The sequence below is a fragment of the Veillonella atypica genome (assembly GCF_041431435.1).
Lineage (GTDB): Bacteria > Bacillota > Negativicutes > Veillonellales > Veillonellaceae > Veillonella > Veillonella atypica.
The window spans coordinates 384,322-397,143 of record NZ_JAPVXV010000001.1 but is presented as its reverse complement, the minus strand read 5'-3'; the positions used below and the strand labels follow the sequence as shown (position 1 = coordinate 397,143).

Here is a 12,822-nt window from a genome sequence, read left to right as displayed (position 1 = left end):
ATAATAGGAGGAAATTATGGGTTGGGGCATATTAGGTACCATAGGAAGTGCTATTAGTAGTGGAATAAGCAGTTTGACTGGTATGATTGGAAGTGGATTATCGAAATTAGAGAGTTTGGCAAAAACTGCTATTACCTCTATAAGTGGTGTTATAGGTAGTGGAATTAAAAGTTTGGGAAAGTTAGTTCCGACCGCAATTAAGGCTATTAATACAATTTGTCCGAAAGGTGGTGGGTTATTAGGTGAATTATCAAGTGTATTAACAAAAGTATTAACTCCTGTTTTTGGGCCATTAGCACCTATATTATCAAGCATAGGTGTAGATTTACTATCTAATATGTTAGTTAATACCTTAATACCTGGCAATAAAATGACAATAGAAGACACAGAAGAATATGGTGCACTTATTGAAGAATCTAGAAATCACCCTGATTGGAACTCCAGCAGTGCATTTTCTAATGCACAGGAATATTATGAATATTTAAAAAATAAAGCAAAAGAAGAATCTGTTCAAATATTACCAGTATCTAAATTATCAGCAGAGTCAATGAAACGTAGATCAGTAGCAATCGTAGATTTTTGGGAGCGACTTGAAGAGGCTGATAGTATTAAAATTGGAAGTGACTTTTTAGTATTTGCGGCATTAAAATTATTTACTGAAGATCAATTAAAAGCAGTTATTCAAGTATCTAAAGAGTTAGGATTTGATTCTGTTAAGTTTTTAGATTTAAAAAATGGTAAGTTGACTCCTGAAATTACCACTAAATTTAATGAGGGGATTATAAAAGCTCTCCAAAATTTCAATAGAGAAAAAAATATTTATATAAGTGAAGATGAAGCATATCAGACTTTAGTTAATATGAAAAAATCTGTACCTGAATCAAAAGAGTTTGTTGATTCAATGGCAAAAGAATTAAAACACTACTCACAATTATCTAATAAAGAGTTGTTTAATGAAGAATCATTAGTTAAGGAAATTAGTAAATATAATGATCTATAAAAATTTTTTTGGTAGGGAAAATGAAAAAAAAGTTATTAAGTAGATGGGTTAATCTAGCTAGTAGTGAGGATAAGATAAAATCTTTACAAAAGGATTATGAATCTTTTAATCCCACTGATTTACAATATATAAGTGAAGCCACACTATTAAGTCAAATAGATAGTGTAGTTAAAGTTATTAGACACCTTAATAGCTCACTTGATAAAAGTAGAGTAGGATTAAAAGAACAGAATCTTTTAAAGATGGGTGAATTTGAATTTTTAAAAGAAATTGATGAAATAGATATTGTCTCTTTTCACAAACTATTTTCAATAGAGTATGATGAGAATTATAAAGTGAAAGATACGATAGAAAAGTTGAATAAAGATATTTCTATAAGAACTGACTTAGAAACAGAACAATTATATAATGAGAGCTTAAATGAGCTAATTAAGCTAATAGAGCAGACATCCTTGTTAGAGGAAGGATTATCAAAAGAGGATGTTCTAAAAAACTATAATAAACCTATTGATAACAAAAAAATTATCGATATATTAAATAATATTTCAATTCAGTGGGAGTAATTATAAGAGGATGTTTTTGTGACTAAAAAGATTTTATGTATACTCAATGATAGCAAAATTCAATTTTTAGAAAACAATGCTCGATTGGGATATAAAGTTCAACAAATTAATGGTAATAATGAGATCGATATTAAGGAATATCTAGTAAATGGATATAATCAATTTAAAGATGATATTTGGTGTAATTTTATAAGTCAAATAGGAGTTCAAAAGAATCAGCTTATTTCAGCATTAATTATTGTAAATAAACAAGATAAGCAATTACAAGAGTTTGTATCTTATATTTTAAATGATTTAGTTTATACTCATAATAAACTTATATCAAAATCATCAGATACTTACAATAGTTGGACATCTAGTGAATTACATTCTATTTTTATGAATGTAAAAAATATAATGTTATCAGAAATTTCCTTTAATCAGGATATTCTTATTTCTAATAATATTGAATTTACTATCGAATTATCTTTTGGTGATAAGTTTTTAATAGAAGATAAGATTATAGAAAATGTTGTTACACCGCAAAAAAAAATGAAAATCAATGATAATGTAATTTTTGCTAATAATGATAATGTTAATAATTTAAAAAGACAACTATTATATGAAGAAGACAAAATAGATATAAATCATAATAAATCAATAGACACTTTAAATAGTCTAATAAGTAAAAATGAGGAACGTGAGTATTTAGAAGATATCACAAAGGAATTTAATTATACAGTTAAAGAGCCAAGATGATTTATTCATAAAAGGAGTTTATATGGTTGCTAAGTTAGTTGAAGATAAAAATAAATATAAAGCAAAGAATATTGATAATAGTAGATTTAAGTCATTGTGGGATAAAGTTCATAAACAATTAGAGAAAAAGGGATCAACAATTGTAAAATACTTTACAGTACATCCAGATGTATTAATACCTCTAATTAAATCAAATATAGAGAGTGACTTAAAACGATATATGGATAATCTTATGGAACTAGCAACTGAAGATTACATTGTGTTTCCTAAGGATGGTTATGCCTTCTTTAAAAAGGAACAGAGATTAGTTCCTTTGAAAAAAGATAGTGATGAAATTTTATACTTTGGATCTGATTGTAATTTATCAACAGATTTAGAAGGTAATTATACAATCACATATTCTGGGGAAAGTAAAACTGATATCTCTAAATCTGTTTGTGACTATCTTAAATCAAAAGATATTAATTTAGTAGATGGAAGTTATAATACAATTTTTAGAAAAATTAACATTCAAGCTGCGCTTAATTTTTATAATAAATACAACCTAAAAATACCATTATCAATTATCAATTTAAAAAATTCAAAGGTATTAAGTTATAGTGATATGTATCATACTTCTTATTATGATGAAGTTTTTAAGTGTTATCCTGGTAAGTATTCAACAATTACATCCTCAACCCCATTCGCAGTTATATTTTCTAAAAAAATTACAGAAACATCAGAAAGTACTAATTTTATAAAATATATTCTTACAAATTTTTCTGAACCTAAACATCCTACTTTAGAGGGGTTTTCAATTGATTTTTATTCAAAGCTAGCTAACATTTTAAAGCAACACAATCAGATTGAGAGGGTTGTGACTATATATGACTTATTCGATTCTACATATAATTTTATTATTGAAGAATTCGATGCTTTAAAAAGTTATGATGATTTTTGTAATTATTTGGGTGCTGATTTCAATAAAGTTTTATACAAATATTATAAAGAATATTTAAAAAAATGTGATGAAATAAGAGCTAATATTTACCCTTATAAGACTGAATTATTTGAGGATGTTAATAAAGGTCATTGGGAGGTATTTGAATCGTTTTATAATGAATTAGATTCAAATGCTTGGATTATTAACGTTCCTGATAATGAAATTTTAGTTGCAAGAGATCCTCTATGTGATGTAAATAATACGGCTGTATGTGGAATAGATTTTGGTACTAAGAGTACTGTAGTTGTTTGTCGGGATCCAAGTGAAATATTATTACGAATTGGAGGTGGGGATTTACTTAGGAATCCAAACGTTAAAGATTATGAAAATCCTACCACTATTAGTTTAGAAGATTATAAAAGTTTTATTCAAGATTATCAAAGGAATTTAGGTAGACCTTTTACAAAATATAAAGATTTAATGGTATCTCACGATGCATCTAAAAAAATTTATCAAGAAAGCTTCGATAAACAAAAATATTATTCTGTATTTAGCGAATTAAAGCAGTGGGCAAATTCAAAGGACAGAAAGCAACTTCTTCAAGACACTAAAAGCTATAATATTGAGTTAAAACCATATTTATTGTTGAAAGAAAATGATTTTGATCCTATAGAAATATATGCTTATTATTTGGGGTTATATATTAATAATATGCATAGAGGAATTTATATGAAGTATATGCTTTCTTTTCCTGTAAATTATAAGAAGGCAATTCGGGATAAAATTTTGCAAAGTTTTGAACGAGGAATTAAAAAGTCATTACCAACATCAGTACTCAACAATATAGAAACTATGAAACGATTTAAAATAACATCTGGGGCCAGTGAACCTGCAGCTTATGCTATTAGTGCACTAAAAGAATACGGGCTTGAACCAAAGGAGGAAGAACTTAAGTCTATAGTATCGTATGGTGTTTTTGATTTTGGTGGAGGAACTACAGACTTTGATTTTGGTATAGAATATATCCCTAATAATAAGAGTTATAAATTTGAAATTGAACAGCTAGGTAACGGAGGGGATGCATATCTTGGTGGTGAAAACTTATTAAATATGCTTGCTTTTGAAGTATATAAAAGTAATATAAAATTAATGAGAGATAACGAAATCTCCATTGTTATGCCTCCTAAGTGTCAAAGGTTCCCTGGGTCGGAAGTGTTAGTGCAAGACGAAAAGGATGGAAATCAAATCTCTTATTTAAATTTGAAGCTAATCGCACATACACTTCGGGCTCTTTGGGAAGAAGTTCCTAATTATGAGTCATATTATACTGAAGGACAAAAAGCCTTAACATTATATACTGCAAATGGTGATGATGTTATATTAAAAATTAAGATAGATATTAAAGCTTTAAAATCAGTGATTGAAACTCAAATCAATGATGGTGTAGAAAACTTTATGAGTTGTTATTATAAAATTTATAATGAATATAATGAAAAGCTTACTAGACCGTTACATATATTATTGGCAGGAAACTCATGTAAATCTACGATATTACAAAAAGTATTTATTACACGTATTATAAAAGAATTAAATAATATGAAAGATAAATTGGGTGATGAAAAAGATATTAGTGAGATATTTAGGTTATATCCGCCATTAGGAAGTCAATTTAATATTGAAAATATCGAAGAAATAGATAATTTTAAAAGACTGAATATCGATATTCGTGATTTATTATATATTGAAGATAAAGAAAAATAATTTATACTATGAATAACTATTTAGCTTTAATATTATTAATAAATCGTATAGTTGTTTTGAAAGGTAGTTATAGCTTAATGAATTATATTGATAGGCAAAAAACCGGTAAAACTGGTGTGGCTTTCGGTTTAGTAAGAAGCCGAGAAGGTGGTCGTGATGTGCATATTTTAAACTCAACTCTCAAAAATGATGAGATTTCTTTTCCTTTTCTTTTAGGAGGCGAGGATAGAAATGGATATTTTGAGTGTTATATTGGTGAAAATATTAATTATAATGAATGGGCTCAGTTTACAAAATGTATAGGCAATGAGATGGAAATTTATTATACAAAAGAATCTCGTGCACATACGCGAACACTTCCAATAGCACAAGTTAAGTTTGATATTTTATTTGTTGATGATGAATATGTCAATGAAGACGGATATTTTTTTATTCGTAAAATATCACCTGATACAATAGAATATACAGTGGCTTTATTAGAAGACTTTAAAACAAATAATTATAAGCCTCGTAAAATTTATTCACTTAAATTAATATAAAAAATATTGTTTATATCTATTCTATGTGATAGAAAGCATGAAAAAATCTAATTTTAAATTCTAGACTTTAGTTTTTCTTATCGTTATTATCTAAATGTGAATATAATATGATTAAATTAAAAATTATTATTTGTGTGATGTTTAGTATAAAATTAAATTTTGATATACTTTTTTGTGAATTAAATAACCATGCCAAAATTCTACCCAACAATAATAAATAGTTTCCATGGTAGTGAAGGAGAGCGTCTCGTATATGAGGCGCTCTCTAAATTAAATAATGAATATGTAATTTTTCATTCCTATAGATGGTTAGGTGAATTAAACCAACGTAGGAGTGAAGGTGAGGCAGATTTTGTTATTTTACATCCTAAAAAAGGTATTTTATCCATAGAGGTAAAAGCTGGCGGGATTTCCTATCGTGATGGAAACTGGATTCAAACGAATCGCAATACAAAAGAAGAAAAAATTATAGATCCTTTGGGACAAGCTGCAGAAAGTCAATATAGGATTCAGAACTATTTACGTAAACATTATAATGGGCAAATGCCTGTTATTGGTCGTGCAGTATGGTTTCCATCTGTAGCTATTCATAATAAGATTTCATTACCATTAGAGGTGAATAGAGACATTGTTTTTGATGTAGATTGTTTAATTAATCCACAGGAATCTATGGATAAAGCTTTTAGCTATTGGAAATCTAATTTAGGATTTAGAGATTCTGAGCAATCAGTTAATGATTTTCAGAATATGATCAAGACTTTAATGCCTACATTTAATATTGTTGAATCTGTTGCAAGTACGGCTCTTGAATCAACGAAAAGTTATATACAGATGACGAAACAACAAGCATCTATATTGTATTTTTTACGTGAGCAACCAACGGCTGTTATTCATGGCCCTGCAGGAACAGGCAAGACGATGCTTGCCATTGAAAAGGCTAAAATGCTAGCTGCTGAAGGTAAGAAAGTCTTATATTTATGCTTTAATGAGTTCTTATTATCCTATGTAAAAGAGCATTATACATGTGAGCATATAGTCTTTCATAATGTTAGATCCTTGTCTGAAAATTTGATGCCTAATAGTAATTACTCAATTGCAGAAATTATCCCTAAATTTATTGAGTACTTTCAAAATGAATATGATGATTTAGAGTGGTCTTATGAAAATGTAGTCATTGATGAAGGTCAAGATATTGATGAACGTATATTAGAACATATTTCTATATTAGTAGACATGTTAGGCGGTCATTATTATGTATTCTATGATAAAAATCAGTACATAATGATGCATAAATCTACGCATTGGCTAGATACATATGGGGATTGTCGCCTTGTATTGTATAAAAATTGTCGCAATACCGCTGAAATAGCTAAAACTGTAGGAACAACATTAAGTGATATAAAGAAAGATGCTTACATAAATGAGCTATCAGGGATAAAACCACTTGGATCATTCTACAAGAATGAAAATGAATTACGTACTATCGTTACAAAGTTTGTTATAAAAATGATTCAAGATAAGGTTAAACCTGAAGACATTGTTATTCTTACTACAAGTAGTGTTCCTAACAGTATGTTAAAAAATATTTCTGCTATAAACGGAGTGTCTATATCTACTGAGCCAAAGAAAAATAATATATTGTTCACATCTGTTCGTAAATTTAAAGGCTTAGAAGCTAAAGCTGTTTTATTAATTGATATTTTAGTTAATCGCCTCACTAATGAATTACATAAACGGTTAGTCTATGTAGGTTCATCGCGTGCAAATACATATTTACAATTAGCATTCTATGATAATGTACCTAATGAAGATTATAAGTCCATTCTAAATCATTTAGGTGCAAATGAAATCAATGGAACTAATAAAGAGGCTTTATTAGAGATTTTTGGCCTTGATCTATATAATGACAAGAGTAAATATTAATGCGTTATACAAAGTTAATTATTGAAAATTTAAAATAAGAACTTTATAAGGTTATATGTGTTGGTTTGAACTAATTATTTAAGCATTTTGATGAATCGATTTAAGTGATAATAACTTATTGAGATATTAAGGTAAAAATTTATAAGGAGTATTAATAAATTGGATTGAATTTGTATTCTGAGCACCAATTATAAAGTAAAGGGAGTAGTATTATGGATAAAAAGAATGCAGTTATGAAAAGTGAGTTTAACAATGAGAATGATCTTGAATCTTTTGATTTAGAGGCTTTGGAAAATAAAATTAATGATAATATTGAAGAAGAGTTAAAAGATTTGGATTACTTAGAGTCTGAACATGAAAAAATTGGTAATCCGGATAATTTAGGGGACGTTGTACAAAATATCGTTTGGGAGCAATTTATAAATCAATTGGGGAGTATAGCTGGTGAGGATTTTATTAAAGCAAACCATGGATTGACATTAGATTTACGTAATGAAGCTCATATACAGACTCCAGAAAATTTTAAAGACGGAAAAATTTCAAAGCATAATCATTATAGTAGAGAATCCTTAGAACAAAACTATGATCGTTATAAGAATATGCCTCATAAGGAGTTCCGAAAAAAATACGTAAATAAACAAATGGATTCAACGTTAAAAAGAGCAGGAACATTAGAGAAGGAAGGTATTAATACTGTTCAGGATATTTATACTGGAAAGCAAATTCCAACAGCACGTAAGACTGTTGATGGTAAAGATAATCCTAAGGCTGCACAACGTGAGCATGTGAAGTCTTCAGATGAATTATATAGAAATCCTTCTTTACAAATGGCAAATGATAATGAAGCTTTAGCTAGTGTAATTAATAACCCTGAAAATTTACAAGGATATACCACGGCGGAAAGAAACAGAAGTAAAAGTAATAAATCTGTTGCTGAAATGGATGATAAAGATAAAACAAAGCATCATGAGAAAGCTAATAAAAGAGCTGAAGAATTTATCAATAAAAAAGAGAAAGAAGGGGAAGAAAGATTAAAACAAGAAGGTCGTAAAACTCAAAAAGAAGAGGCCTTACGTATTGGTTCTTCATCACTTCGTGCCGCTGTTATGGCTTTATTAGCGCAATTAGTAAAGACAATTATAGGTAAATTAGTAACTTGGTTTAAATCAGCTAATAAAAATCTATCAACACTAAAAACTAGTATAAAAGATGCTATAGTTTCGTTTGTTACTAATTTAAAAACTAATTTACAAATTGCAGGTAACTCAATTATTTCTACAATAATTACTTCGATTGGTAATCCTATCCTTAATACCATTAAAAAGTTTTGGGCTATTTTGAAACAAGGATGGCGTGCGCTTAAAGATGTTTATCAGTATTTAAAAAATCCTGATAATAAGAGTAAGCCTATTGATATACGTTTAATGGAGATAGGTAAAATAGTTATTGTAACATTAACAGCTGGTGGAGCTCTTTTATTAGGTGATTTGATTGAAAAGAAACTTTCATTAATCCCAGTTTTTTCCATTGAAATACCATTAATTGGTAGTTTAGCAAGTATTTTAGGGTTATTTTTTGGTGCTGTGGGTGCTGGAATAATAGGTGCTATATTACTAAATTATATTGATAAAAAAATTGCAAAAAAACAAAAAGGTGAGTCTAATAAAAATATTATTGATAAATCAAACAAGGTTTTATCGCTACAGGCACAACAACAAATTATTAATACAGTAAAGCTTGATAATATTAAATTAACTGCGAATCAAAATATAATAAATCGACATGAAGATGCAGCTGAAATTATGAAAAAGTCTATGGCTTCTATAATGGATAATACGATTCATCCATTAGCTTTAGAGGACTCAATTATTATTGATGAAGAGGATATTAAAGTAACCAATCAATTAAATCATATAAATGATGAATTAGATAAACTATTATAGGGAGAGATTTATGGGGACTGACATAATAAGAAAACATAATTTTCAAAATGCTATAAACCGTGTTAAAGATTATTCTTTAAAGAAGAAAAAAGATATTGAAATAAAATCAGTTAAAACTATTGATGAAGGTATATTTTTTGACACTGATCATGAGGTAACAGGATATGAATTAAATGAGGTAATAAAAGTAATTCAAGGTCACTTGGTTGATATTAATAAACGTAATAATGAGACTGTAAATGAATTTTATGAAATATATCAAGCCTTTAATTATCTTGATACAGAATATGTGAAGGGAATATTAACTACTATTAAAGGTCTAGAGAAGACTAATAACGATGTTAGAATCCAACAAGAAGAATTAAAGAAACATCATAAAAAACTTGTAGATCAAAATAATAAATTAGAAGCTCATCAAGGTGAAATTGAAGGTATAATTGAGAATATAAATAAGACTGTTAATATATTAAAAGTTTTTAAAACTGAAATAGATCGTCTAAAACATTTAAGTGATATTGATAGATTGTGGTCTAATCATGAGCAACTGCAAGAAAAAGTTGAAAATTTATCGAACGATTTATCTAATGAAAGAGAAAATCTTCAAAGTTATAAAGAATTAAGTGCAGAGAATATCAAGAGTATTGAGAATAAATTAAATTCTGAATTAATAAATAATGCTTCAATAAAAGAAAATATAGATAGTATTCATAATATTATAAATAACTATCAAGTTAAGTTTAATAATGACATTAAAGGAATTCAATCATCTATAGAGATATTGAATTCATTTAAAAGTTCATTAGAAAAGCTAGATCACCTAAAAGAGATAGATATATTGTGGAAAAATTTATACGAAATACAAAATAGAATGGATACGATTAATAAAAACCTTAAGGCTTCTTATATAGTCGGAGGGATTGCATTAGTAATATCAATTCTTGAGTTTTTCATTATTTGGAGTTGATTTTAGTTGATGGATAAATATAGCAAAGTACTTATCAATAACGCGTCAAAACTTGATGCTGTGACAAACTCTTCCGGCTCAATTATAAAACTTGCAAATACAATTATTGTTGATCATAGCAGACAGTCTACTATTGGTTTGTTGCAGAAACTATCTAATATTATTGAAAATCCTAATATTCAAGTTGAAATTAAACAAATCGCAAAAGTTGTGCATTCAAATTTGCTTATGTATTTTGGATATATTTCGATACATGAATTGTGTAAGGAGTCTAACGATAGTGTTGATGATCCAAGAACTCTTCAAGAGTTGTTAGAAGAGTTGAATTCTCTTATAGGATTACAAAGTGTTAAATCTAAAGTACAAGATTTATTGGCCTATCAAAAGGTTCAGCAATTACGTAGAAATAATAATCTTTTTTCTGAAAAAAATACATTGCATTTAGCCTTTACTGGAAATCCAGGTACAGGGAAAACTACTGTAGCAAGAATTGTTGGACATATATATAAAAAAATTGGCCTTTTATCAAAAGGTCATTTTGTCGAAGCTTCAAGAACTGATTTAATAGCTGGATATCAAGGCCAAACCGCATTAAAAGTTCAAAAAGTGATCCAACAAGCTAAAGGTGGAGTATTATTTATTGATGAAGCTTATAGTATTACAGAAAATGACCAATCTGATTCATATGGAAAAGAATGTTTGACTGAACTGACTAAAGCGTTAGAAGACTATAGGGAGGATTTGGTCGTAATAGTAGCTGGTTATACAGAGCCTATGAGAAAATTTTTCGATTCTAATTTAGGATTGAAATCACGATTTAATACTTTTATTGAATTCGATGATTATAGTACTGAAGAGTTAGATAGAATTTTAGAGTCTATGTGTTATAAAAATGATTATTTATTAGATAGTAATCTTAAGAAAAAAATACATAATTACTTTGAAAATAAAATAGCTAATAAGGATTCAAGCTTTGCTAATGGACGATTAGCTCGAAATTTATTTGAAGATTTAATTATTAGACATGCTAGGCGTATCTCCACTTATTCTAATCCATCTAAATCTGATTTATCGACTCTTTTACCAATAGACTTTAATGATTTGTAGTCCGACTATGTAATTAATAATTTCTATTTTACTTTATTTCTATCATATATTAGAATCAATGGAATGTGTTATTTTTTACGTATACACTTTTGTACAATATACATGTAATCAGTTAGTTATTCTAATGTTGTTTTGTAGTATAGAGGTGTAATGTATGAAAACAGACAGTATTAAAGAAGCTCTTGAAAGTGTAAAAAAAGAAGATCCTAAATTATACGAGGATGTAGTAGAGTATATTTCTTCTAATAGAAATAAAACTGGTATTCATCCTGATGGGGTGTATCAAGAACATAGATGGCCTAATATCATAGGGCCTATGCCTGGACCATTTCCTCATCCACGGAATCCATTTGAACACAATCCATTTAGGGTATTTTGGCCATTGGCAGGTTTATATCTGTTCTATAAATTAGTTAGAAAGGTATGGCGATTATTACGAGGTGAGAATCAAAATATTTCTTTAGACGATATTATTACGTATATAAATAATCATAAATAACGAATCGTATGGGAGAGTAATAATGGCTTCAAAAAAGTTAAAATTAGGTGATATTGTTTTTTGTGAACGACGTAGTGGATTATTAGGCCGTAACTTATATCAACATTATGGCGTATATGCGGGTTATCATAAAATTATCCATTACGTAAAAGGGGATTCTCCCCTAGACGGACGCATTGCTGAGACTAGCATTGAAGAGTTTTGTGATGGAGATACCTTATATATTGCTGAGGACGATAGTTTATTATCTATTTTCCAAGATGCAGATGTGACATCTACCTTTTATGAACCACGTAAAACTGTACAACGTGCTAGATCTATGATTGGTAAAGGCGATTATAATTTATTTAATCATAACTGCGAGCACTTTGCTATTTGGTGTAAAACAGACCTTAATAAATCAACTCAACTCAGCATAGAAGGTATGGCAGCAAGAGTATTTAAACCTTCGTGGGGACCAATGAAATGGTTGGTTGATGAAATTTGGCGCGTTGAGGCAGAGTATTAGTAGTAACTATAATGGACTAGCAATACAGTAAAATATGTATTGCTAGTTCTAACTTTCACAAAAGCAAAATATTTAAAAAATAATTATTGACACACACGGATACGTGTATTATAATTACATCATCAGGTGAAAGAAATCACCAACATGTAGAACAGAAAGACTTAGATTCTAACAGCAATCCCGTCACATACATAGCTTTATTGAGATGAGTATAGAATCTAGTATAATTTCATAGTTATCGTTCATAAACGATTCATAAGGTTAGACACTAGCAGCAATCATTTGATTAAATAACCAGAAAAAGTAGTTATGGAGACCCTTTGGTCTAGAGTATCGTGTCTAGTTATCCTTAGCC

11 protein-coding genes are annotated in these 12,822 nt (G+C 28.6%); all 11 read left to right on the top strand.

Annotated elements, in window-relative coordinates:
• Positions 1-16: 16 nt before the first annotated feature.
• Entirely contained in the window at positions 17-1,000 is a 984-nt protein-coding gene (locus O3598_RS01890; protein ID WP_371451541.1) for a hypothetical protein, read from the top strand.
• Between the two features lie 20 nt (positions 1,001-1,020).
• Positions 1,021-1,563, top strand: a complete 543-nt coding sequence (locus O3598_RS01885; RefSeq protein WP_371451539.1) for a hypothetical protein — start codon at positions 1,021-1,023, stop codon at positions 1,561-1,563.
• An 18-nt stretch (positions 1,564-1,581) separates the two neighbouring features.
• Positions 1,582-2,301, top strand: a complete 720-nt coding sequence (locus O3598_RS01880) for a hypothetical protein (RefSeq protein WP_371451537.1) — start codon at positions 1,582-1,584, stop codon at positions 2,299-2,301.
• A gap of 22 nt (positions 2,302-2,323) precedes the next feature.
• Positions 2,324-4,984, top strand: coding sequence for a hypothetical protein (locus tag O3598_RS01875; RefSeq protein WP_371451535.1), 2,661 nt, complete (start codon positions 2,324-2,326; stop codon positions 4,982-4,984).
• Positions 4,985-5,061: 77 nt separating this feature from the next.
• The gene (locus O3598_RS01870; protein WP_371451533.1) at positions 5,062-5,523 is read left to right on the top strand and encodes a hypothetical protein; all 462 of its coding nucleotides are present in this window, start codon (positions 5,062-5,064) and stop codon (positions 5,521-5,523) included.
• A gap of 189 nt (positions 5,524-5,712) precedes the next feature.
• A complete protein-coding gene (locus tag O3598_RS01865) occupies positions 5,713-7,446 on the top strand; it encodes a nuclease-related domain-containing DEAD/DEAH box helicase (protein WP_371451531.1) in 1,734 nt (577 codons plus the stop codon).
• 212 nt (positions 7,447-7,658) lie between these two features.
• Entirely contained in the window at positions 7,659-9,389 is a 1,731-nt protein-coding gene (locus O3598_RS01860) for a hypothetical protein (RefSeq protein WP_371451529.1), read from the top strand.
• A gap of 10 nt (positions 9,390-9,399) precedes the next feature.
• Positions 9,400-10,353, top strand: a complete 954-nt coding sequence (locus O3598_RS01855; RefSeq protein ID WP_371451527.1) for a hypothetical protein — start codon at positions 9,400-9,402, stop codon at positions 10,351-10,353.
• Between the two features lie 9 nt (positions 10,354-10,362).
• Positions 10,363-11,460, top strand: a complete 1,098-nt coding sequence (locus O3598_RS01850) for an AAA family ATPase (protein ID WP_371451525.1) — start codon at positions 10,363-10,365, stop codon at positions 11,458-11,460.
• A 154-nt stretch (positions 11,461-11,614) separates the two neighbouring features.
• Entirely contained in the window at positions 11,615-11,959 is a 345-nt protein-coding gene (locus O3598_RS01845) for a hypothetical protein (protein ID WP_371451523.1), read from the top strand.
• A 22-nt stretch (positions 11,960-11,981) separates the two neighbouring features.
• The gene (locus O3598_RS01840) at positions 11,982-12,467 is read left to right on the top strand and encodes a lecithin retinol acyltransferase family protein (protein WP_371451521.1); all 486 of its coding nucleotides are present in this window, start codon (positions 11,982-11,984) and stop codon (positions 12,465-12,467) included.
• The last annotated feature ends 355 nt before the right edge of the window (positions 12,468-12,822 follow it).

Excerpts from the sequence above, each read along its gene's own strand:
- O3598_RS01855 (WP_371451527.1), top strand. The coding sequence starts at position 9,400 with ATGGGGACTGACATAATAAGAAAACATAATTTTCAAAATGCTATAAAC.
- O3598_RS01885 (WP_371451539.1), top strand. The coding sequence starts at position 1,021 with ATGAAAAAAAAGTTATTAAGTAGATGGGTTAATCTAGCTAGTAGTGAG.
- O3598_RS01890 (WP_371451541.1), top strand. The coding sequence starts at position 17 with ATGGGTTGGGGCATATTAGGTACCATAGGAAGTGCTATTAGTAGTGGA.
- O3598_RS01865 (WP_371451531.1), top strand. The coding sequence starts at position 5,713 with ATGCCAAAATTCTACCCAACAATAATAAATAGTTTCCATGGTAGTGAA.
- O3598_RS01860 (WP_371451529.1), top strand. The coding sequence starts at position 7,659 with ATGGATAAAAAGAATGCAGTTATGAAAAGTGAGTTTAACAATGAGAAT.
- O3598_RS01870 (WP_371451533.1), top strand. The coding sequence starts at position 5,062 with ATGAATTATATTGATAGGCAAAAAACCGGTAAAACTGGTGTGGCTTTC.
- O3598_RS01875 (WP_371451535.1), top strand. The coding sequence starts at position 2,324 with ATGGTTGCTAAGTTAGTTGAAGATAAAAATAAATATAAAGCAAAGAAT.
- O3598_RS01840 (WP_371451521.1), top strand. The coding sequence starts at position 11,982 with ATGGCTTCAAAAAAGTTAAAATTAGGTGATATTGTTTTTTGTGAACGA.
- O3598_RS01850 (WP_371451525.1), top strand. The coding sequence starts at position 10,363 with ATGGATAAATATAGCAAAGTACTTATCAATAACGCGTCAAAACTTGAT.
- O3598_RS01845 (WP_371451523.1), top strand. The coding sequence starts at position 11,615 with ATGAAAACAGACAGTATTAAAGAAGCTCTTGAAAGTGTAAAAAAAGAA.